Source organism: Streptomyces sp. NPDC008313, from assembly GCF_042956125.1.
GTDB lineage: Bacteria > Actinomycetota > Actinomycetes > Streptomycetales > Streptomycetaceae > Streptomyces.
Genome location: NZ_JBIBFR010000048.1, coordinates 1 through 21,744, shown reverse-complemented (window position 1 = coordinate 21,744; position 21,744 = coordinate 1). Strand labels below are relative to the sequence as shown.

The 21,744-nt window shown below is 69.5% G+C and carries 17 protein-coding genes; 10 read left to right on the top strand and 7 right to left on the bottom strand.

Translation table 11 applies throughout. From position 1 onward, the window contains the following. Window positions 1-279: 279 nt before the first annotated feature. Window positions 280-603: a DUF397 domain-containing protein gene (locus ACFY93_RS34220; protein ID WP_391365830.1), complete on the bottom strand. Its 324-nt coding sequence runs from the start codon at window positions 601-603 to the stop codon at window positions 280-282. Between the two features lie 175 nt (window positions 604-778). On the opposite strand from ACFY93_RS34220, the gene ACFY93_RS34215 reads away from it, so the two are divergent. Further along, window positions 779-961, top strand: coding sequence for a hypothetical protein (locus tag ACFY93_RS34215; protein WP_391365829.1), 183 nt, complete (start codon window positions 779-781; stop codon window positions 959-961). 15 nt (window positions 962-976) lie between these two features. Here ACFY93_RS34215 and ACFY93_RS34210 read toward each other — a convergent pair whose 3' ends face one another. The 4 genes from ACFY93_RS34210 to eccCa all read right to left on the bottom strand — a co-directional run bounded on the left by ACFY93_RS34210 (window position 977) and on the right by eccCa (window position 8,541). Next, on the bottom strand, window positions 977-1,534 hold the full coding sequence (locus ACFY93_RS34210; protein ID WP_391365828.1) for a hypothetical protein: 558 nt from the start codon (window positions 1,532-1,534) through the stop codon (window positions 977-979). Between the two features lie 54 nt (window positions 1,535-1,588). Beyond that, the gene (locus tag ACFY93_RS34205; RefSeq protein WP_391365827.1) at window positions 1,589-3,892 is read right to left on the bottom strand and encodes a hypothetical protein; all 2,304 of its coding nucleotides are present in this window, start codon (window positions 3,890-3,892) and stop codon (window positions 1,589-1,591) included. Between the two features lie 9 nt (window positions 3,893-3,901). Further along, entirely contained in the window at window positions 3,902-4,417 is a 516-nt protein-coding gene (locus tag ACFY93_RS34200) for a hypothetical protein (protein ID WP_391365826.1), read from the bottom strand. Window positions 4,418-4,572: 155 nt separating this feature from the next. Continuing rightward, window positions 4,573-8,541: a type VII secretion protein EccCa gene (gene eccCa / locus ACFY93_RS34195; RefSeq protein ID WP_391365825.1), complete on the bottom strand. Its 3,969-nt coding sequence runs from the start codon at window positions 8,539-8,541 to the stop codon at window positions 4,573-4,575. A gap of 391 nt (window positions 8,542-8,932) precedes the next feature. On the opposite strand from eccCa, the gene eccD reads away from it, so the two are divergent. From eccD to ACFY93_RS34165, 6 genes are all read left to right on the top strand, one after another. Beyond that, complete coding sequence (gene eccD, locus ACFY93_RS34190) at window positions 8,933-10,438, top strand: type VII secretion integral membrane protein EccD (RefSeq protein WP_391365831.1); 1,506 nt, start codon at window positions 8,933-8,935, stop codon at window positions 10,436-10,438. Window positions 10,439-10,715: 277 nt separating this feature from the next. Then, window positions 10,716-11,003 (top strand): 30S ribosomal protein S15, encoded by a 288-nt coding sequence (gene rpsO, locus ACFY93_RS34185; protein WP_352088471.1) that lies wholly within the window; start codon window positions 10,716-10,718, stop codon window positions 11,001-11,003. A 357-nt stretch (window positions 11,004-11,360) separates the two neighbouring features. Continuing rightward, window positions 11,361-13,601 (top strand): polyribonucleotide nucleotidyltransferase, encoded by a 2,241-nt coding sequence (locus ACFY93_RS34180; RefSeq protein ID WP_391365824.1) that lies wholly within the window; start codon window positions 11,361-11,363, stop codon window positions 13,599-13,601. Then, window positions 13,598-14,977: an insulinase family protein gene (locus ACFY93_RS34175; RefSeq protein ID WP_391365823.1), complete on the top strand. Its 1,380-nt coding sequence runs from the start codon at window positions 13,598-13,600 to the stop codon at window positions 14,975-14,977. Before ACFY93_RS34180 ends, ACFY93_RS34175 begins: the two co-directional genes overlap by 4 nt. Window positions 14,978-15,031: 54 nt before the next feature. Next, complete coding sequence (dapB, locus tag ACFY93_RS34170; protein WP_391365822.1) at window positions 15,032-15,784, top strand: 4-hydroxy-tetrahydrodipicolinate reductase; 753 nt, start codon at window positions 15,032-15,034, stop codon at window positions 15,782-15,784. Between the two features lie 38 nt (window positions 15,785-15,822). Beyond that, window positions 15,823-16,278, top strand: a complete 456-nt coding sequence (locus ACFY93_RS34165; RefSeq protein WP_391365821.1) for a hypothetical protein — start codon at window positions 15,823-15,825, stop codon at window positions 16,276-16,278. Between the two features lie 135 nt (window positions 16,279-16,413). Here the strand turns inward: ACFY93_RS34165 and ACFY93_RS34160 are convergent, their stop codons facing one another. Both ACFY93_RS34160 and ACFY93_RS34155 read right to left on the bottom strand, forming a co-directional pair. Continuing rightward, entirely contained in the window at window positions 16,414-16,968 is a 555-nt protein-coding gene (locus ACFY93_RS34160) for a hypothetical protein (RefSeq protein ID WP_391365820.1), read from the bottom strand. Between the two features lie 138 nt (window positions 16,969-17,106). Next, the gene (locus tag ACFY93_RS34155) at window positions 17,107-17,346 is read right to left on the bottom strand and encodes a hypothetical protein (protein ID WP_391365819.1); all 240 of its coding nucleotides are present in this window, start codon (window positions 17,344-17,346) and stop codon (window positions 17,107-17,109) included. A gap of 418 nt (window positions 17,347-17,764) precedes the next feature. Between ACFY93_RS34155 and thyX the strand changes: the two genes are divergently transcribed. From thyX to ACFY93_RS34140, 3 genes are all read left to right on the top strand, one after another. Then, window positions 17,765-18,505: an FAD-dependent thymidylate synthase gene (gene thyX / locus ACFY93_RS34150; RefSeq protein ID WP_391365818.1), complete on the top strand. Its 741-nt coding sequence runs from the start codon at window positions 17,765-17,767 to the stop codon at window positions 18,503-18,505. 244 nt (window positions 18,506-18,749) lie between these two features. Further along, window positions 18,750-19,649 carry a 4-hydroxy-tetrahydrodipicolinate synthase gene (gene dapA / locus ACFY93_RS34145; protein WP_391365817.1) on the top strand — a complete coding sequence of 300 codons (900 nt, stop codon included), beginning with the start codon at window positions 18,750-18,752 and terminating at the stop codon, window positions 19,647-19,649. 146 nt (window positions 19,650-19,795) lie between these two features. Then, entirely contained in the window at window positions 19,796-21,484 is a 1,689-nt protein-coding gene (locus ACFY93_RS34140; RefSeq protein ID WP_391365816.1) for an RNase J family beta-CASP ribonuclease, read from the top strand. Window positions 21,485-21,744: the final 260 nt, after the last annotated feature.

Genomic DNA, 21,744 nt, shown 5'->3' with positions numbered 1-21,744 from the left:
CCAATTACCAAGCCGGCCTCGAACTCCGCGCGGCACTCCTCTGGATCCGCAGCCTCCAGGCCACCCAGTGATCACAACATCAGACAGGCCCTAGGGCCTGTCCGGCGGATCACGTCGCAGTGAGCCGGCGGCGCCTGATCAGCGCCGGTGAGCGGCGTCTGGACGAGGACACCGGGGTGGGCGCGCGCGGGAGGCGCCCACCCCGTTCTTCTGCCCTACGGGCCCTCTGCGGTGCGAGAGCGGGCGCGCCCTACGGAGCCGCAGGGCCCTCGCCCACGCCTACGCCTGCTGCGCCTGCGATGTCTCGTCCTCCGGCGGTACGCCTCCGTTGTGCGGCGCGGGCTCCAGGTCGAACTCACCGTCACGTGCGCCCAGTACGAACGCGTGCCATTCCGCCTCGGTGTACCGCAGCACGGTGTCGGGGTCCAGGGAGGACCGCATGGCCACGGCACCCTGAGGCAGGTACGCGATCTCGACGCGCTCCTCGTGCTCCTCGGTGCCCGGGGCGCTGAGCCACTCGACGCCCGAGATGTCGAGGGCGTAGAGCTCGTCCTTCTCGCGTTCCTTGCGCGCTTTGGTTTCCTGATCCTGGGCCTCGGTCATGACGAAGCCGCCCCCTTCTCTGCGTGCTGACGAGCTGTGCGGTCAGACTACTTGGGCAACAGTCGGGGCCGCTCCGAGTTGGCCGGAGCAGCGACTGTCACGGTATGCAACAGAGGTGTCACACGTCGAGTCGAGGTGTGGCCATGCCAGTTCCGGGCCCACTACGGTCGCTTTCATGACCTTGAACGACCTGCACGTGCTTGCCATCGGCGGCCGACGCGGACGCGGATACCACCACTACCACCACTCCACGTACGGCGGTTCCGGCGGCGGCATCCCGTGGCTCTGGCTCGTCCTCCTCCTGGCCGCCGTCGCGGCCCTCGCCATCTGGCTGCACAGCCGCCGCGCCGACGACTGATTGCGAGTCCCGCCTCTACGGCGTGTCTCCGGCACAGGCGTCCGACTTTTCGACATTTTCGGTGTAATCCGCGATGAGACGCCTCATCACGGATTTGTTTTCCCGATCCGGGGCCGATACTTGAATTACAGTGAAGAGGTCCTGATCGGGATGCTTCGATGTGCTACATTCTTCCGTTTTTGCAACGGCTCCTGTTTCTGAATACAGGTACTTCCCATTCTCCGCGGCATTTTCGGGGGTAACCCTGAAATGGACCGAGGCCACATCTGCGATACTCCCCTTTTCGCCCCACCAAATCTGTCCAAAAATAAGGGCCACTTTCTCGTCCACGATGACTCGACATCGTCTGGTTCCGTCATTCGGCGTAAGTGACTGTGTAGAAATTTTTTTGCCGGGAGGCAGGAAAGGTGACATGAGATCGGCATTCACTTTGGTGCCGCACACAATATGCGGGACCGAGTACGCCTTTTCCGCTCCTTTCGAGCATGCGGACAGTGGCACCGCCAATATGATGGCTGCTACGGCAGCGAACGTGCCGGTTCTCGAAGCGGGCGAGGTGGAGGGATATCGCATGGTGGAAAGCCTCTCTGGGGACAGTCCATGCCGAGTAGCGAGAGGACGGTGGCGTCAGATCTCCGTCTTCAAGTCCGCTGCGGTGGCGGTGACGTTCGTGCCTGAGGCCCTGAACCCGTCCTGTGTGCCAGTACGAGCCCGTTCTCCGATGCCCTTGAGGTCGGCCCGCTGGTGAGCTTCCGCTGCAAGCTCGGCTGCCTTCTTGGTGTACCGGGTGTTGTCGTCGACTCCGCTGTCCCAGATCTCCCCCATGACGGGTCCGGCGTCATCCTTGGCCTTACCCTCGGCATCCTTGAAGACCTCTTCGAGCACCATACTGGCCACCGTTCCCGCGCCGCCGCCCGCCGCTGCTCCTCCGGCAGGGCTGGCGATGAGTGTGGTCCCCATGCCCACCCCGGTGCCCACCACGCCAGAAATTAGATTTTTTCGCTGCGCCACGGAATACTCATAAGCCTTGTCCTTCACATCGGCCTCTCCTGCGACAACTTCAGCACGTCCCTGTGAAAGAGTCCCTGAGACTTCACCAGAGCCACGTGCGACTTGTTCGACTGTGAACTTAGCGTCATCGTCATACTGCTGATCTTCGGGCAGGTTGGGGTCGAGGTGGTAGTCCATCAGGTTTGCCATGTAAGCCTTCTGTGACACTTCGACCGCTGCGTACCCCTCGGGATTCTGGCCGACGGTGAACAGAAAGCGAGTCACGTCCCGATGCTCGAGTGTCGCTTGAGAGCCGGCTAGGGGGAAAAGTCTGTTCGTGTCGCCCTTTGGGTCATCGGTCATAGCGCGATTGATGTCAGGAAGATACTCCGATGCAATCTGCCCCATACTGTCTGACATGTATGAACTATTGGTGAGGCGCTCGTTATCGTCAGAGATCGACGCCACGATGTCCTCGAACAGCTTCGCCTGCCCCGCATTATGTGCAGGGGTGTCCACCGTAGGCAGCTCGCCTGCCGGGTGGCCCGTGGTTGCCGCTTCCAGGGCCAGGGCCAGGTTGTTCTTGCCCGTGTGGAGTTCGTCGCCGTCGGCGCTCATTTCCTGGGGCCAGTCTCGTTCTTCGAAGAGGTAGTCGAAGTTGGAGAGGCTGACCTTGCCCTTCTTGCCGTTGCCGTCCGTGTCGCGCTCGAAGGGGTTGTCCTCGTCGTCCTTCGAGATGTACTGCTCGTTGAAGAAGTCGGTCGCGGCGTCGGGGCTGTTGGAGAGGCCCTTCAGGTAACCGGTCAGAGGGTCGGAGCCGCTGTCCTCTCCGATGCGGTTCAGCCATGGATCCGGGGCCCCGCGCTGCCAGAACCCGTTGCCGTGAGCCCCGTTGTCGGTGAGCTTCCGTTCCGTGGCCATGAGCTGGGTGCCGTAGTCGTGCAGGAACTGGTCGTCGTAGTCGCCGACGCGCATGAGGTTGCTCATCACCTGGAAGCCCATCGGGCCCCCGCGGTTCCCGTAGAGGGGCTTGTCGCCGAGGTCGATCGCTGTGCTCTTCCACTCGGACATCGCCGCGGTGTCGCTCTGCGTGGCGTTGGCCAGCGTCATGCTCAGATTGCGCTGGAGGTCATCGAAGTGGTCCCGCCGGTCCTGGTACAGGTCGCCGCCCGCCCGTTGCGGGTCGTTGATCCCCGCCCAGAACTCCATCGTCTTCTTCGGACCGAGGTCCACGGCGAACCGCTCGGCGAACAGATCGTCGTTCCGGTACTTCTTGAGCCCCGCGCTCAGCCGGTCGAACTCCGAGACGGACAGATCGTCCGGGTCCTTCTTCGCCAGCCGGGCCAGCTCGTCCGCTTCCTCGACCGCGTCGGCCGCCGCGTCCCTGTCCTTGTATGTCGCGTCGGAGAAGCCGAGCCGGGTCTGGTCGACGAGCGCCTGCAGCACCGTACCGGCCGTGTTGTCGCTCTCACTCGCGTCGTCGAGGATCCTCTGGATCTCGTCCCGCAGCGCGGTGACGTCCTTCTCGTCGCCTGCGGAAGCGTCCGACGCGTCCTTGACGTCCTTCCCCTTCGGATCCGCCTTGACGACGAAACCGCCGCCTTTCGAACTGCTGACCGTCAGGTGCTTCTTCCTGCCGCGCTCGAGGGCGTCGTGCAGTTTGCGGTGGTAGTCCTTCAGTTCGTTCCGGGTGTCCCTGAGGATGTTGCGGATCGACGTGGCCTGGGTGTGCGCGTCCGCGAACTCACCGGTCGTCTTGCCGATGAACTCCTTCGACACCGTGGCGTTCACGCCGGCCCAGTCCGCCTTGTTGGCGGCCCCTCTGAGGCCCTTCTCGGCGTCGTCCTGAAGTGTCTTGAGATTGCCGACCATGGTCGACCAGTCCTCGACCGCGTCGTCGAGCAGTTTGAAGTTGGCGAAGTGCAGGGCGTCGAAGTCCATGGGTGGGTCCTACTTCTCCTTCTTCTCGCTCGGCGCGCCGTACACCGGGTTCTTCTTGCCCGGCTCACCGACCCGCTCGTCGAAGCCCGCGTCCAGGACGTCGATGCTGCTCATCTGCCGCCGGATGTAGTGGTCGTCGCCCGCGTGCAGCTTCTTGGTGACGCTCATGTGATTGGAGATGTGCGCGCACGCGTCCCGCAGTGACCCCAGCTGTTCGTCCCAGCGCGTCGACACGTGGTCGAGTGCGGCGCCCAGCGCGAAGCCCTGCGTCGTGAGGTCCCCGGCCGCCTTCTGGCTGCTGGAGACCGCCGATCGGCCCTTGTCCCACAGGTGGTTGTAGAGGGTGAAGGCGTGATCCCCGATCTTCGCCAGGTCTCCCTGGCTGACCTTGAGGTCGCCGTACTTGGCGGGGTCGGTCACGCGCCCCCCGCCCGGCCCCGGCTCCAGCTGGTTGAGCCGCATGTGCGTCGGCTCCTGCCCGGCCGCCGCCTGCGCCTTCAGCTGCTCCCACTCGTCCCACGCCATGCGCAGATCCCTTCACACCGTTCCGCCGGGCCTGTGCCCCGTACCCGTGCCCCGTACCTGTGCTCGGGCCTGATCGACCGAGCCGCGCCCCGCTCCGGCCGATGCCGCCACAGGAAACCGCCCCTCACGGAGCCCCTCCTCACGGAGCGTGCCCCTCACGGAGCCCCCTCCTCCTCCAACGCCGTCTGCACCAACGGCTTGCCCCGCTTGCGGGACACGAAGACACCCCTGCCGGGCGGCATCGGCCGCGCCCGGACCCCGCCGAGGAGGTCGCCCTCGCCGGGATCGCCGGCCAGGACCACGCCCTGGGCGCCCAGCTCCTTGACGCGCTGCATGAAGGCCTCGTACGAGGCCCGCCCCGCGCCCGCCGTCGAGCGCGCGATGATGAAGCGGACGCCGACGTCGCGGGCGAAGGGGAGCAGTTCGGTGAGCCCGCCGAGCGGGTTGCCGCTGGACGTGGACACCAGGTCGTAGTCGTCGACCACCACGTACACCGTCGGGCCCCGCCACCAGCTGCGGTCCCTCAGCTGCTGGGCGGTGACGTCCGCGGTGGGCGTCCGGCGCTTCATCAGGTCCGCCAGCGCGGCCATGTGGTGGTCCATGGTGTTGGACATCGGGATGTACTCGGCCAGGTGCGAGGCCGGCGTCACGTCGAGCAGGGCGCGCCGGTTGTCGACGACGAAGAGCTTGCACTCGTCGCCGGAGTAGCGCCGGGTCAGCTGCCGGATGAGCAGCCGCAGCAGGTTCGACTTGCCCGACTCGCTCTCCCCGAAGACGAGGAAGAACGGGTCCTGCTCGAAGTCCACGTAGACGGGTTCGAGGTTGTCCTCGTCGAGGGCGAACGCCACACCGCGGCGCGGGAACCGGTCGCCGGGCGGGAGCTGCTCCGCCGGGAACTCGCGGGGCAGCAGCCGGACGTCGGGAGCCCCCGGTTCCTGCCAGTGCCGGCCCACCTCCGCGGTCAGTGCCGCCGTCGCGTCCGCGAGGTCCGAGTCCGACGTCAGGCCGTCGATGCGCGGGACGGCCGCCATGAAGTGCAGCTTCTGCGGCGACTGACCGCGGCCGGGTACACCGCTGGGGACGTTCGCGGCGACCTTGCGGTCCAGCTCGGAGTCCATGGTGTCGCCGAGCCGCAGTTCGAGGCGGTTCATCAGGTGGTCCTTGAGGTTGGAGCGGACCTCCATGGACCGGGAGGCGGTCAGGACGACGTGGATGCCGTAGCCGAGGCCGCGCGCCGCGATGTCGAGGACCACCGGCTCCAGCCCCTCGTACTCGGTGCGGAAGTTGCCCCAGCCGTCGATGACGAGGAAGACGTCGCCCCACGGCTGGTCGGTCACCGAGATGTCGCCGCGCGCCCGCCGCGTGCGGAACTCGGCGATCGACGAGACGCCCGACGACCGGAAGTACTCCTCGCGGCGGGTCATCACCCCGTACACCTCGGCGACCGTACGCCGCACCCGCTCGGGGTCGAGGCGCGACGCGACGCCGCCGACGTGCGGCAGCCCGGCCACCGCCGCCATACCGCCGCCGCCGAAGTCGAGCCCGTAGAACTGCACCTCGTGCGGGGTGTGGGTGAGGGCGAACGACGCGATGAGGGTCCGCAGCAGCGTCGATTTGCCGGACTGCGGGCCGCCGACGATCTGCATGTGGCCGGCCGCGCCCGAGAAGTCCACCCACAGCGGGTCGCGGCGCTGCTCGTACGGCTTGTCGACGAGCCCGACGGGCACGATCAGGCGCCCCGCGCCCTCGTAGCCGGGCTGGGTGAGTCCGCGGCCCCGGACCGCGGTGAGCCCCGGCAGGAGCCCGTCGAGCGACGGCGGGCTGTCCAGCGGGGGCAGCCACACCTGGTGGGCCGCCGGGCCCTGCGCCTCCAGCCGCCGCACGATCACGTCGAGCACCGTGTCGGCGAGCGCGTCGTCGGTGTCCGCGTCCGGGGCGCGCCGCTGCGAGGGCATCTGGACGTAGCGCACCGGCACCTCGGCCGCCGTGAACAGCACCGGCCGCCGGTCCACGGGCAGCGGCCCGCCGAGCGCGGCGGCCTGCGCGGAGCCCGACCGGTACACCCCGGAGACGTACGCCGCCTTGAAGCGCACCATCTCGTCCGTGCCGAACTTCAGGAACCCGGAACCGGGCACGTTCGGCAGCTCGTACGCGTCGGGGACGCCCAGCGCGGCGCGCGACTCCGCGGCCGAGAAGGTCCGCAGGCCGACCCGGTAGGAGAGGTACGTCTCCAGGCCGCGCAGCCGGCCCTCCTCCAGCCGCTGCGACGCCAGCAGCAGATGCACGCCCAGCGACCGGCCGATGCGGCCGATCTGCACGAACATCTCGATGAAGTCGGGCTTGGCGGTGAGCAGTTCGCTGAACTCGTCGATCACCAGCACGAGGGACGGGATCGGCTGGAGCGCCGCACCGGCGGCGCGGGCCTTCTCGTAGTCGTGGATGTTCGCGTAGTTGCCCGCGTCGCGCAGCAGTTCCTGGCGGCGGTTGAGTTCGCCGCGGATGGAGTCGCCCATGCGGTCGACCAGGGTCAGATCGTCCGCGAGGTTGGTGATCACCGCGGCGACGTGCGGCATCTGCGCCATGCCGGCGAAGGTCGCGCCGCCCTTGAAGTCCGCGAGGACGAAGTTCAGCGTCTCGGAGGAGTGCGTGACCGCGAGTCCGAGCACCAGCGTGCGCAACAGCTCGGACTTGCCGGAGCCCGTGGCGCCGACGCACAGACCGTGCGGGCCCATGCCCTCCTGCGCGGCCTCCTTGAGGTCCAGCATCACGGGGCGGCCGTCCTCGCCGACACCGATGGGCACGCGCAGCCGCTCCGCGAGCGAACGGGGCCGCCAGGTCCGCCGGGTGTCCACCGACGCGGCGTCCCCGAGGTTCAGCAGATCGGTGAAGTCCAGGTTGGCGAGCAGCGGTTCGTCGTCGTCCCCGCCCGACGCCATGCGCAGCGGGGCCAGTTGCCGGGCCAGCGCCTCGGCGGACTCGTACGACAGGGTGTCCGGGGTGCCCTCGTAGACGACGCCGTTCCCGGACTCCAGGCGCAGCGCGTGGGGCTGTACGACGACGGACAGGTCGCCGTGGCCGCCCGCCGTCTCGCCGGGTACGACCTCCAGGAGGGTCACTCCCTGCAGGCCCTCCGGGGTGGCGAGCGCGGAGTCCGGGGGCAGCGACAGCCCGTCGAGGACGACGACGATGTGCGGCTCGTCCGGCAGGGGGGAGGCGTTGCGGTGGAAGCGCGGGCGGCCCGTGAGCCGGGTGGCCAGCAGGGCCTCCAGCTCGTGCGGGTCGCTGCCGATGAGGCGGCGGCTGCCCGCGCCGTCCACGGTGCCGGGTGCCTGCACGTGCGGGAGCCACTTCGTCCACTCCCACCGCGGCAGCGCCTCACGGCCCGCGGCGACCACGATCACCATGTCCTCGGGGGAGTGCAGTGAGGCGAGCGAGGCGGTCAGGGCGCGGGCCGAGGCGTGTACGGACGCCGGTTCACCGCTGACCGTGACGTGGTAGAAGGCGCGCAGCGAGACCGCCATCGGCAGGTCCTCCAGCGTGCCGTGGGTGGCCAGGAAGCGCTGCATGGCGCCCGCGGTCAACGGCTCCAGCTGCTCGACCGGACCGGTCTCCGGGGCGACCAGCGCGGTGGCCAGGGACTGCGGGCCGAGCCCGACGCGCACCTGGGCGAAGTCCTCGTCCCCTGACCGCCGTTCCCACACCCGGCTGCCCTCGGCGACCAGGGCCCACAGCTGCTCGGGGGAGGGGTGGAGGTAGTACTGGGCGTCGCGCTGCGCCCTCGCGGTGTCCAGCACGGAACGCCGGGTCTGCGAGAGGTACCGGAGGTAGTCGCGGCGCATGTCGGCCAACTGGCCCTGGGAGCCGCGCCGGTAGCGGACCACCATCGCGATGGACATGGCGACCGTCGACGCGATCATCACCATGCCCATGATCTTCATGAACGGCTGCCCGTTGGTGAAGAAGAAGACGACCGAGCCGCCCATGCCCAGGGTCGGCAGCAACTGCATCAGGACACTGTCCTGGTGTCCGCGCGGCAGTTCGGGCGGCGGTTGCAGGACCAGGTCCTCCGTGGGCACTTCGGACGGCAGCGCCCGAGGCGGGCGCTTCACGACGATGTGGCTCACTGCTCACCAATTCCCTTGCCGGACCCAGGATCTTCCGCCCACCGCCCCGTCTCAGGCGGACGCAGGCCGCCGCGCGATCCTACTGACCTCGGCGCCCACCGGTGGGCGGTAGGGTGCCGGATGTTCGCGTGAGCACACGTGAACCGGGCCGGGAAATCAGGGCATTTCGCGCGATGTGGAGACGCGCGGAAACCAACGGCGGCCTGCCGCGCCTCGATTCGCGACCTCACCGAACCGCCGGTGCGGCGGTCCCCGGAACGAGGCACGGAAAAAGGCGCGGAACCTTCACGCCGTGGACGCACCGGACCCACACGACACAGCGGTGCGCAGCAGACGCACAGCAGCGCGGGATCAGCGCAGGACCATCCTTGAGGGGGAGCAGCAGGTGAGCATGACGGCCTCCACGACGGCCGCCGGGGCGGGCGGGCCCGGTACCGGAGCCCCTTCCGGGGCGGGTACGGGACTCGGTTTCTGCCGCGTCACGATCGTCGCGCCCGACAGCCGGATCGACGTGGCGCTGCCCGACGACATCCCGGTCGCCGACATCCATCCGGAGATCCTCAGGCTCTCCCGGCAGAGCCCCGCCGAGGGCGCCCCGGTCGGCTACCACCTGGTACGCAGGGACGGAACCGTCCTCGACAGCTCCCGTTCCTTCGCCGCGCAGCGGATTCTCGACGGTGAACTTCTCACCCTGCGCCCGTTCTCCGAGTCGCTGCCGCCCGCCGTCTTCGACGACGTGTCGGAAGCGGTCGCCTCCGCCGTCACCCGCGAGCACACTCTGTGGAGCGGCGACCTGACCCGCGCCGCGGGGCTCGTCGGCGGCGGCGTCCTGCCGGCCCTGCTCGCCTTCGTGGCCTGGACCGCCGACCCGCTCCACGACATGCACAGCCTGCCGGGCGTCCTCGCGGCCGTCACCGGAGCGCTGCTGGTCGTCCTCGCCGCCGTACGCGCCCGGGTGTACGACGACCGGGCGTCGGCGGTCGCCCTCGGACTCGGCGCCCTGCCGAACATGGCCGTGGCGGGCTCGGGACTGCTGCCCCCGGCCGACGGCCAGGGCATCGGCCGGCTGCAGTTCCTGCTGGCCTGCGGCGCGGTCCTCGTCGCCTCGCTCGTCCTCACCCTCTGCTCGCCGCGCGGCGACGGGCCCTTCGTCGCCTTCGTGTTCGCCTCCGCCGTCGGCCTGATCACCGTCTTCCTGGCGGTCCTCACCCACTGGACCCCCACCGAGACGGCCGCCCTGTGCGCCCCCGTCGCCGTCGGGTCCCTGGCCTTCCTGCCGGGCCTGTCCATGCGCTTCGCCCGCATCCCCATCGGCTTCGACCCCCCGGACACCTCGCGCGGCACGTACGGCGACGACCCCGCCCCGCCGGGACCGGTCGACGCCGACCGCATCGCCGCCCAGGCACGCCGCGGCCACGAACTCCTCGTCGGGCTCGTCGGCGGCTGCGCCCTGCTGGCGGTCGGGTCGGCGGCGGTGCTCGGCTTCTGCGACGACGTCTGGGGCCAGCTGCTCGCCCTCGCGACCGGCGTCGCGATGCTGATGCGCGCCCACCTCTTCCGCTACACCGCCCAGGTCGCCCCCGTCCTGGCCGCGGGGCTCGGCGCCCTCGTCCTGCTGGGCCTCGGCCTCGCGCTCGACCCGCCGCACGCGCTGATGCGCGACGCCCTCGCCGGCGACCGCACCGGCCTCGACATCCGCACCGTCTGGATCGTCGCCGCGATCGCCGCCGCGGCCGCGCTGGTCACCGCGCTCGGCCTGATCCTGCCGCGCGGCGGCGTCACCCCCTTCTGGGGCCGTTTCCTGGAGATCGCCGAGGGCTTCGTCCTGCTCACCCTGGTGCCCCTGACCCTCGCCGTCTTCGACGTGTACGCCAGGGCCCGCGCCATGACCAGCTGAGGGGCCTCTCCGGCACGCGGCGGGGCCGGACAAGCGCAGGCCCGGCACCGGCGGCGGGGCCGGGCAGACCCCGGCCGGGTGGCACCGTACGGGCTGGTACCCTGTGTAACGGCCGTTCGTGTACGCACCCCCGGACCCCGCCCCGGCGCACCGCAAGGAGTCGCCGAGGGATCTGGAGGCCGCGCCCGGCGGATCCCCGCCTCCCGAGTAATGGAAGCTCCCCTGAGAAGTGGACCAGGGGCACTCGGTGGCCACGAAAAGACTACGAGGAGTACGCGTGTCGCTCGACGCCGCTACGAAGAAGCAGATCATGACCGAGTTCGGTACCAAGGAGGGCGACACCGGCTCCCCCGAGGTCCAGGTCGCGATGCTCTCGCGCCGTATCTCGGACCTGACCGAGCACCTCAAGACCCACAAGCACGACCACCACTCCCGTCGTGGTCTGCTGATCCTGGTCGGTCAGCGCCGTCGCCTGCTGCAGTACCTGGCGAAGAAGGACATCCAGCGCTTCCGTGCGCTGGTCGACCGCCTGGGCATCCGCCGCGGTGCGGCGGGCGCCAAGTAAGACGCCGTGGAGGGAGCGGTTCCCACTTCTCAGGGGGCCGCTCCCTTTGCTGTACGTGCGGAGTGTCGCCACGGCTTTGTACTGTGGTAGCAGGAAGCATCACGCGAAACCGCGGGACGCGGTAGCGCACGCAGGACACATGAGGGCCCGCCGCACCCGCCGGGTGGGGCGGCCCGAGACGAACGAGGAGAAGCGCGCCTCGCCGCCGCCGGTCCTCGGTAGTGGCCCCCGGGAGAAAGAGCCCCCGGGTGCTTCGATCGAAGACCGGCCCGCACCGGACGGAGCGCTTCTCCACCCCCGTCCCCCTGCCACACGGGCAGGACGGACAAAAGACGAAAAGTATCGGAGAAAACGCTAGTGGAGAACGAGACCCACTACGCCGAGGCCGTCATCGACAACGGCTCCTTCGGCACCCGCACCATCCGCTTCGAGACGGGCCGCCTGGCCAAGCAGGCCGGCGGCTCCGCCGTGGCGTACCTGGACGACGACACCATGGTGCTGTCGGCCACCTCCGCCTCGAAGAACCCCAAGGACCAGCTCGACTTCTTCCCCCTTACGGTGGACGTCGAGGAGCGGATGTACGCGGCCGGCAAGATCCCCGGCTCCTTCTTCCGCCGCGAGGGCCGGCCCTCCGAGGACGCCGTCCTCACCTGCCGGCTCATCGACCGCCCGCTGCGCCCGTCCTTCAAGAAGGGCCTGCGCAACGAGATCCAGGTCGTCGCCACGATCATGGCGCTCAACCCCGACCACCTGTACGACGTCGTCGCGATCAACGCCGCGTCCGCGTCCACGCAGCTGGCCGGCCTGCCCTTCTCCGGCCCGATCGGCGGCGTCCGCGTCGCGCTGATCAACGGCCAGTGGGTCGCGTTCCCGACGCACACCGAGCTCGAGGACGCCGTCTTCGACATGGTGGTCGCCGGCCGCGTCCTGGAGGACGGCGACGTCGCGATCATGATGGTCGAGGCCGAGGCCACCGACAAGACGATCCAGCTCGTCAAGGGCGGCGCCGAGGCGCCGACCGAAGAGGTCGTCGCCGCCGGTCTGGACGCCGCGAAGCCCTTCATCAAGGTCCTCTGCAAGGCCCAGGCCGACCTCGCCGCGAAGGCCGCCAAGCCGACCGGCGAGTTCCCGATCTTCCTCGACTACCAGGACGACGTCCTGGAGGCGCTGACCGCCGCGGTCAAGAGCGAGCTGTCCCAGGCGCTCACCATCGCCGGCAAGCAGGACCGCGAGGCCGAACTGGACCGCGTCAAGGGCCTGGCCGCCGAGAAGCTGCTCCCGCAGTTCGAGGGCCGCGAGAAGGAGATCTCCGCCGCGTACCGCTCGCTGACCAAGTCCCTGGTCCGTGAGCGCGTCATCAAGGAGAAGAAGCGCATCGACGGCCGCGGTGTCACCGACATCCGCACCCTGGCCGCCGAGGTCGAGGCGATCCCGCGCGTGCACGGCTCGGCGCTGTTCGAGCGCGGCGAGACGCAGATCCTGGGCGTCACCACGCTGAACATGCTCCGCATGGAGCAGCAGCTGGACACCCTGTCGCCGGTGACCCGCAAGCGCTACATGCACAACTACAACTTCCCGCCGTACTCCGTCGGTGAGACCGGCCGCGTGGGTTCGCCCAAGCGCCGCGAGATCGGCCACGGCGCCCTCGCCGAGCGCGCGATCGTCCCGGTCCTGCCGACCCGCGAGGAGTTCCCCTACGCGATCCGCCAGGTGTCCGAGGCCCTCGGCTCCAACGGCTCGACGTCCATGGGCTCCGTCTGCGCCTCCACCATGTCGCTGCTGAACGCCGGTGTGCCCCTGAAGGCCCCCGTCGCCGGTATCGCCATGGGCCTGATCTCCCAGGAGATCAACGGCGAGACGCACTACGTCGCCCTCACCGACATCCTCGGTGCCGAGGACGCCTTCGGTGACATGGACTTCAAGGTCGCCGGCACCAAGGAGTTCGTGACCGCCCTCCAGCTCGACACCAAGCTGGACGGCATCCCCGCCTCCGTCCTGGCCGCGGCCCTCAAGCAGGCCCGCGACGCCCGCCTCCACATCCTCGACGTGATGATGGAAGCGATCGACACGCCGGACGAGATGTCCCCGAACGCCCCGCGGATCATCACCGTCAAGATCCCCGTGGACAAGATCGGTGAGGTCATCGGCCCCAAGGGCAAGATGATCAACCAGATCCAGGAGGACACCGGCGCCGACATCACGATCGAGGACGACGGCACCATCTACATCGGTGCCGCCCAGGGCTCGCAGGCCGAGGCCGCCCGCGCCACGATCAACGGCATCGCCAACCCGACCATGCCGGAGGTCGGCGAGCGCTACCTGGGCACCGTCGTGAAGACGACGACCTTCGGCGCGTTCGTGTCCCTGCTCCCGGGCAAGGACGGCCTGCTGCACATCTCGCAGATCCGCAAGCTCGCCGGCGGCAAGCGCGTGGAGAACGTCGAGGACGTCCTCGGTGTGGGCCACAAGGTCCAGGTCGAGATCGCCGAGATCGACTCGCGCGGCAAGCTCTCCCTCATCCCGGTGATCGAGGGCGAGGGCGCGGACTCCGACGGCGGGTCCGCCGCGGGCGACAAGAAGGACGACGGCGACAAGTGACGTCCCGTAGCTCCAAGGCGACGGCCCGCACCTCTTCGGAGGCGCGGGCCGTCGCCCGTACCCAAACCCTCGTCAAGGGCGAGAACGGCATCGGCACGGTCCGTAAGACGACGCTCCCCGGCGGCCTGCGCATCGTCACCGAGACGCTCCCCTCGGTCCGCTCGGCGACCTTCGGCATCTGGGCGCACGTCGGCTCCCGCGACGAGACCCCCACGCTGAACGGCGCCACGCACTACCTGGAGCACCTGCTCTTCAAGGGCACCTCGCGGCGCAGCGCCCTCGACATCTCCTCCGCGATCGACGCGGTCGGCGGCGAGATGAACGCGTTCACCGCGAAGGAGTACACGTGCTACTACGCGCGTGTGCTCGACACCGACCTCCCGCTCGCCATCGACGTCGTCTGCGACATGCTCACCGGCTCGCTCATCCGCCAGGAGGACGTCGACGTCGAGCGCGGCGCGATCCTCGAGGAGATCGCGATGACCGAGGACGACCCGGGCGACTGCGTGCACGACCTGTTCGCGCACACGATGCTCGGCGACACCCCCCTCGGCCGTCCCGTCCTCGGCACCGTCGACACGGTCAACGCCCTCACCGCGGAGCGCATCCGCCGCTTCTACAGGAAGCACTACGACCCGACGCACCTCGTCGTCGCCTGTGCGGGCAACGTCGACCACGCCACGGTCGTACGCCGCGTCCGCGCCGCCTTCGAGAAGGCGGGTGCCCTCACCGCCGACGCCGCCGCGCCCATCGCGCCCCGTGACGGCCGCCGCACCATCCGCACCGCGGGCCGCGTCGAGCTGATCGGCCGCAAGACCGAGCAGGCCCACATCGTCCTCGGGATGCCGGGTCTGCCGCGGACCGACGACCGCCGCTGGGCCCTGGGCGTCCTGAACACGGCTCTGGGCGGCGGCATGTCGTCCCGGCTGTTCCAGGAGGTCCGGGAGAAGCGCGGTCTCGCCTACAGCGTGTACTCGTACACCTCGGGCTTCGCCGACTGCGGCCTCTTCGGCGTCTACGCGGGCTGCCGCCCCAGCCAGGTCCACGACGTGCTCAAGATCTGCCGCGACGAACTCGACCAGGTCGCCGAGCAGGGCCTGTCCGACGACGAGATCGACCGTGCGATCGGCCAGCTCAAGGGCTCCACCGTCCTCGGCCTGGAGGACACCGGCGCGCTGATGAACCGTATCGGCAAGAGCGAGCTGTGCTGGGGCGACCAGATGTCCGTCGACGATCTGCTGGCCCGGATAGCGGCGGTCACCCCGGACGACGTCCGCTCCGTGGCCCGCGACATCCTGGGACAGCGGCCCTCCCTGTCGGTCATCGGCCCGCTCAAGGACAAGCAGGCGTCCCGTCTGCACGACACCGTCGCCTGACGGCCGGGCCGCCCGTACCGCCCCCTCACCCCGTCTCCTGTAAGGAACCAAGCAATGAGCAAGCTGCGCGTGGCGGTCCTCGGTGCCAAGGGCCGGATCGGATCCGAGGCGGTACGGGCCGTCGAGGCCGCCGAGGACATGGAGCTGGTGGCCGCGCTGGGCCGGGGCGACAAGCTGGAGACCCTCGTCGAGACCGGCGCGCAGGTCGTGGTCGAGCTGACCACGCCGGCGTCGGTCATGGGCAACCTCGACTTCTGCGTACGGCACGGTATCCACGCCGTGGTCGGTACGACGGGCTGGACCGACGAGCGCCTCGCGCAGCTCGACACCTCCCTGGCCGCGTCACCGGAGACGGGCGTGCTCATCGCCCCGAACTTCTCCATCGGCGCCGTGCTGACCATGAAGTTCGCCCAGATCGCGGCTCCCTATTTCGAGTCCGTCGAGGTCATCGAGCTGCACCACCCGAACAAGGCCGACGCCCCCAGCGGCACCGCCACGCGCACCGCGCAGCTCATCGCCGCGGCACGGCGGGAGGCAGGCAGCGACCCGCAGCCCGACGCCACGGTCACCGCGCTGGACGGCGCCCGGGGCGCGAACGTCGACGGCGTCCCCGTGCACGCCGTCCGGCTGCGCGGGCTCCTCGCCCACCAGGAGGTCCTGCTCGGAGGTGAGGGCGAGACCCTCACCGTCCGCCACGACTCCCTGCACCACAGCAGCTTCATGCCGGGCATCCTGCTCGGCGTGCGCCGCGTGGTGACCACCCCGGGCCGTACCCTCGGCCTGGAAAACTTCCTGGACCTCGGCTGAGCCGGCGGACAGCGGACAGAGGCGGACAGCGGACAGACATGCGCGCGAAGATCACCTATGCCGTCACGGCAGCCGTCCTGGTCGTCTATTTCGTCCTGGTCGGCACCCGCGGCGTCATGCTCATCGAGACCGGTACGGTCCTCACGGTGACGTTCGGCGTCGCGGTGCTCGTCCTGCCGGTCATCGGTCTGTGGTTCCTCTGGAAGAACACCCAGTTCGTCCGCAAGGCCAACCAGCTCGCCGCCGAACTCGACGCCGAGGGCGGTCTGCCCGTCGACGAGCTGAAGCGCACCCCGTCCGGCCGCATCGACCGCGACTCGGCCGACGAGGTCTTCGCCCTGCGCAAGGCCGAGACCGAGGACGCCCCGGACGACTGGCGCAGCTGGTTCCGCCTCGCCATCGCCTACCACGATGCCCGGGACACCCCCCGGGCACGCAAGGCGATGCAGCGCGCGATCGCCCTGCGCGAGGGCAGGCCCCCCGTCGAGGCGTGATCGCCGGACGGGAGCGGCAGCCCCGCACCAGGAGCGCGACACCGGGGGCGCGCACAGGACTCCGGTACGACGCCTGCGACGAAGGGGCCGGCCCGCACGCGCGGACACGGCCCCTTCGCTCGCTCGTCGGCGTGCTCAGCTCCGCGCGTACTCCTCGGCCCACACCTCGACGCAGTCCGCCGCCCGGTCGAAGGCCTCCATACGGGCGAGGAAGTCCGCGTTGTGCGTGGTCAGCAGCGGGATCGCGGCATCGGCCGCCCGGTCCCGGCGTACGAGGATGAGGGCCTGCCCCTGCACGGTGCGGGGCAGCCCGAGCCAGCGCACCGGCTGCTGGACGGTCCGTACCACCGCGACCTGCTCCCACCGGACCGTGCTCGTGCGCAGGAAGCCGACCCTGCGCAGTCCGTGCGCGCTGACCCAGACGCCCATCCGCAGCAGCCGCAGCGCGCACGCGATGACCACGACGGCCGCGCAGAGGCAGGCCCCGGCGCCGCCCAGCGTCCCGGTGGCGGCGATGATCACGGCGGCGAACAGCACGTACGAGGCGAGCAGCAGGATGAGCGCGGCCGCGCCCACCCGCCACGGGCCGGGCCGGTACGGGCGCCGCCAGCGGTCGCGGTCGTCGAACGGCAGCGCGACGTCAGTCGCCTCGTCAAAGGCGCGATCGGCCGTCAGGAAGGGCAGGGGCACGACTGATCCTCACTCGGTCCACACAGGGGGTGTGCTCGGTGAGGCTATCGAGCGGTGTCCTCGCTCACCACCCTTGGGGGGCCGTGGGGGAGGCTCCCGGCCGGTGCGGGGGCGCCGGTCGGGCGGTGCGCGGCCGGATCAGTGGTGGTCGGACGCCTGGGACCGCTGGGTGTGACCGGGCGACTGGTCGATGGAGAGCGCGGGCATCCCGATGACGAGGGACGCCACGAGCCCGGCGATCACCGTGAGACCGACGAGCCATCGGCCGGCTATCTGACCGGCGGAGGCACGCTCACGGGGCGGGGGAGTGACATTGCTGCGGAACGAGTCGGCTTCGGCGATGAAGGCGAACGGAACGGGCTCGCGCCGACGGAACATGGGGAACGCTTCTCCTCTGGAACGGCAGGTCTGCGGGTGTGCGGGCCCTGGAGGCCCGGAGCGTGATCCCCGAGGGGATCCGGTGACAGCTCCCGACGGTGTCCGGTGTCCGGTGACCCGGGCGGTCCGGTGGTTCAGGCAGTCGGGTGCCCGCCGCACGCCGGATGACTCACGCGCCCCCGACGTCTCGCAGCCCCCGAAGCCTCACCGGCACCGGACGAATCGCCCGCACCGGACGACCCGAACGAACCGCTGTCACCCATACAGACGAGCGAAAGCGGGTCGAGGTGCCCACTTTCACCGAATTCGCAGAAGTTCGCCGAGAAATGTCGCGGCACCGCACCGAACGCCCCGGTGCCGGTGCCGGGCCGTAGAGTGGGCGCCGCCCGAGCCAGAGATGGGAAGGACCCTCCACACCGTGACCGCCACCCCCGCCGACGATCTCAAACCCAGCTTCCGCAGCGACGTCACCGTCGAGCTGGTCAAGCACACCGCGTCCGACAGCGACGTCCTGTTCGCCGCCCGTGTCTCGACCGTCGGAGAGCAGTCCCTGGACGAGCTGGGGAAGGACCCGGAGCGCTCCAAGGGGCTGCTCAACTACCTCATGCGGGACCGGCACGGCAGCCCCTTCGAGCACAACTCGATGACCTTCCTGATCAGCGCCCCGATCTTCGTCTTCCGGGAGTTCATGAGGCACCGGGTCGGCTGGTCGTACAACGAGGAGTCGGGGCGGTACAGGGAGCTCCAGCCCGTCTTCTACGTGCCCGACGAGTCCCGCAAGCTGGTCCAGGAGGGCCGCCCCGGCAAGTACGTGTTCGTCGAGGGCACCCCCGCGCAGCAGGAGCTCACGGGCCGGATCATGGAGGACTCCTACCGCCAGGCGTACGAGGCGTACCAGGAGATGCTCGCCGCCGGCGTCGCCCGCGAGGTCGCCCGCGCGGTGCTCCCGGTCGGCCTCTTCTCGTCCATGTACGCCACGTGCAACGCGCGCTCGCTGATGCACTTCCTCGGCCTGCGCACCCAGCACGAGCTGGCGAAGGTGCCGTCCTTCCCCCAGCGGGAGATCGAGATGGTGGGCGAGAAGATGGAGGCGGAGTGGGCCAGGCTCATGCCGCTCACCTACGCGGCCTTCAACGCCAACGGGCGCGTGGCGCCGTAGGGCGCTCCCGGCCCGGAAGTCGCGCGCCCCGGCGCACACGCCCGCGGGCCGTCCGGCACTGATGTACGGATCAGCCGAGCGAAGTGTCCGTATTGCGGCATTTCGAGAAGTTCATCTAGCCTGATCAAACGGACCCGGCACTGCTTGAACCCCCGAGCAGGCAGTGCCGGGTTCCACTTTTGTCACGCCTTGTCGCGTCCCCCTAGGGCAGACCCCACGCTGAGCAGCGAGTAGCGTGTTACCCATGGCTCCGACCTCCACTCCGCAGACCCCCTTCGGGAGGGTCCTCACCGCCATGGTCACGCCTTTCACGGCGGACGGCGCACTCGACCTCGACGGCGCGCAGCGGCTCGCCGCCCACCTGGTGGACGCAGGCAACGACGGCCTGGTCGTCAACGGCACCACCGGCGAGTCCCCGACCACCAGCGACGCGGAGAAATCAGATCTCGTACGAGCCGTCGTCGAGGCGGTCGGAGACCGCGCCCACGTCGTCGCGGGCGTCGGCACGAACGACACGCACCACAGCATCCGGCTCGCCCGCGCCGCGGCGCAGGCCGGAGCCCACGGCCTGCTGACCGTCACGCCGTACTACAACAAGCCCCCGCAGGAGGGCCTGTACCGGCACTTCAAGGCCATCGCCGACGCGACGGAACTGCCGGTCATGCTCTACGACATCCCCGGCCGCAGCGGCGTACCGATCAACACCGAGACGATCGTCCGCCTCGCCGAGCACCCCCGCGTCGTCGCCAACAAGGACGCCAAGGGCGACCTCGGCCGGGCCAGCTGGGCCATCGCCCGTTCGGGCCTCGCCTGGTACTCCGGCGACGACATGCTGAACCTGCCGCTCCTGTCGGTCGGCGCAGTCGGCTTCGTCTCCGTCGTCGGCCATGTCGTCACCCCGGAGCTGCGCACCCTTCTCGACGCCTACCTCTCGGGCGACGTCCAGAAGGCCACCGAGATCCACCAGAAGCTGCTCCCCGTCTTCACCGGCATGTTCCGCACCCAGGGCGTCATGACGACCAAGGCCGCGCTCGCCCTTCAGGGCCTGCCCGCCGGACCGCTGCGCGCCCCCATGGTCGAGCTCTCGGCCGAGGAGACCGAACAGCTCAAGAGCGATCTTGCCGCCGGCGGGGTACAGCTCTGAGCACAGACTTCTGAGCACAGACTTCACAACTGAATACGTACGACTGTGCGGGCCACGGCCCGTATCCCACACAACTGCTACTGCACGAACGTCATGCGCGCCACGTGCCTTGCCAGGTACGTGGCGTGTGTGGTGAGGAGAGTCTTTTGAGTCATCCGCATCCTGAACTCGGTCCGCCCCCGAAGCTCGCCCAGGGGGGCCTGCGGGTCACCCCGCTCGGCGGTCTCGGTGAGATCGGCCGGAACATGACGGTCTTCGAGTACGACGGCCGACTGCTGATCGTCGACTGCGGCGTCCTCTTCCCCGAGGAGGAGCAGCCCGGCATCGACCTGATCCTGCCGGACTTCACGTCCATCAGGGACCGCCTCGACGACATCGAGGGCATCGTCCTCACCCACGGTCACGAGGACCACATCGGCGGGGTCCCGTTCCTGCTCCGTGAGAAGCCGGACATCCCGCTCATCGGCTCCAAGCTGACCCTCGCCCTGATCGAGGCGAAGCTCCAGGAGCACCGCATCCGCCCGTACACGCTCGAGGTCGCCGAGGGGCACCGCGAGCGCATCGGTCCCTTCGACTGCGAGTTCGTCGCCGTCAACCACTCCATCCCGGACGCCCTCGCGGTCGCCATCCGCACCCCGGCGGGCATGGTCGTCCACACCGGCGACTTCAAGATGGACCAGTTGCCGCTGGACGGCCGGCTCACGGACCTGCACGCGTTCGCGCGCCTCAGCGAGGAGGGCATCGACCTGCTCCTCGCCGACTCGACGAACGCCGAGGTCCCGGGCTTCGTCCCGCCCGAGCGCGACATCTCCAACGTGTTGCGCCAGGTGTTCGCGGGCGCCAGCAAGCGCATCATCGTGGCCAGCTTCGCCAGCCACGTGCACCGCATCCAGCAGATCCTGGACGCCGCCCACGAGTACGGCCGCAGGGTCGCCTTCGTCGGCCGCTCCATGGTCCGCAACATGGGCATCGCCCGCGACCTCGGCTACCTCAAGGTCCCGGCGGGCCTGGTGGTGGACGTCAAGACGCTGGACGACCTGCCGGACCACGAGGTCGTGCTGGTCTGCACGGGCTCCCAGGGCGAGCCGATGGCGGCGCTGTCCCGGATGGCCAACCGCGACCACCAGATCCGGATCGTCCAGGGCGACACGGTGATCCTGGCGTCGTCGCTCATCCCGGGCAACGAGAACGCGGTGTACCGGGTCATCAACGGCCTGACCCGATGGGGCGCCAACGTCGTCCACAAGGGCAACGCCAAGGTGCACGTCTCCGGGCACGCCTCCGCGGGCGAGCTGCTGTACTTCTACAACATCTGCAGACCGCGGAACCTGATGCCGGTCCACGGCGAGTGGCGCCACCTGCGAGCCAACGCCGAGCTGGGCGCCCTGACCGGCGTACCGCACGACCGGATCGTGATCGCCGAGGATGGCGTCGTCGTCGACCTGGTCGGCGGCAAGGCCAAGATCGCCGGCAAGGTCCAGGCCGGCTATGTCTACGTGGACGGCCTCTCGGTCGGTGCGGTGGGTGAGCCGGCGCTCAAGGACCGGCGCATCCTCGGCGACGAGGGCATCATCTCGGTCTTCGTGGTGATGGACTCGACCACCGGCAAGATCACCGGCGGTCCGCACATCCAGGCCCGCGGTTCCGGCATCGACGACTCGGCCTTCACCGACGTTGTGCCACGCATCACGGAGGTCCTGGAGAGGACGGCCCAGCAGGACGGGGTGGCCGAATCCCACCAGCTGCAGCAGCTCATCCGCCGCACGCTGGGCAAGTGGGTCTCGGACAACTACCGCCGACGCCCGATGATCCTCCCGGTCGTGGTCGAGGTCTGAGACCTCCTCCACGTGCCGGCCCGGAGCGGGGCGCCTCGATTTGCATCGGGGCGCCCCGCTCCAGTAGGTTTACGGCTCCGCCCGAGGGGAACCCGGCACAACTGCGTGCCCGGAGGACCCGAGCGGGACGGAAATTCCGACTCAGAATCTCTGATAAAGTCGGAGCCGCCGGAAAGGGAAACGCGAAAGCGAGAACCTGGAAAGCACCGAGGAAATCGGACACGAAAGAGTCTGATAGAGTCGGAAACGCAAGACAGCAA

Bases quoted from the DNA above. Each gene is read 5' to 3' on its own strand.
- ACFY93_RS34220 (WP_391365830.1), bottom strand. From the start codon at position 603: ATGACCGAGGCCCAGGATCAGGAAACCAAAGCGCGCAAGGAACGCGAG.
- ACFY93_RS34200 (WP_391365826.1), bottom strand. From the start codon at position 4,417: ATGGCGTGGGACGAGTGGGAGCAGCTGAAGGCGCAGGCGGCGGCCGGG.
- ACFY93_RS34165 (WP_391365821.1), top strand. From the start codon at position 15,823: ATGCGCGCGAAGATCACCTATGCCGTCACGGCAGCCGTCCTGGTCGTC.
- dapB (WP_391365822.1), top strand. From the start codon at position 15,032: ATGAGCAAGCTGCGCGTGGCGGTCCTCGGTGCCAAGGGCCGGATCGGA.
- ACFY93_RS34205 (WP_391365827.1), bottom strand. From the start codon at position 3,892: ATGGACTTCGACGCCCTGCACTTCGCCAACTTCAAACTGCTCGACGAC.
- eccD (WP_391365831.1), top strand. From the start codon at position 8,933: ATGACGGCCTCCACGACGGCCGCCGGGGCGGGCGGGCCCGGTACCGGA.
- ACFY93_RS34210 (WP_391365828.1), bottom strand. From the start codon at position 1,534: ATGCGATATCCCTCCACCTCGCCCGCTTCGAGAACCGGCACGTTCGCT.
- ACFY93_RS34155 (WP_391365819.1), bottom strand. From the start codon at position 17,346: ATGTTCCGTCGGCGCGAGCCCGTTCCGTTCGCCTTCATCGCCGAAGCC.
- ACFY93_RS34215 (WP_391365829.1), top strand. From the start codon at position 779: ATGACCTTGAACGACCTGCACGTGCTTGCCATCGGCGGCCGACGCGGA.
- dapA (WP_391365817.1), top strand. From the start codon at position 18,750: ATGGCTCCGACCTCCACTCCGCAGACCCCCTTCGGGAGGGTCCTCACC.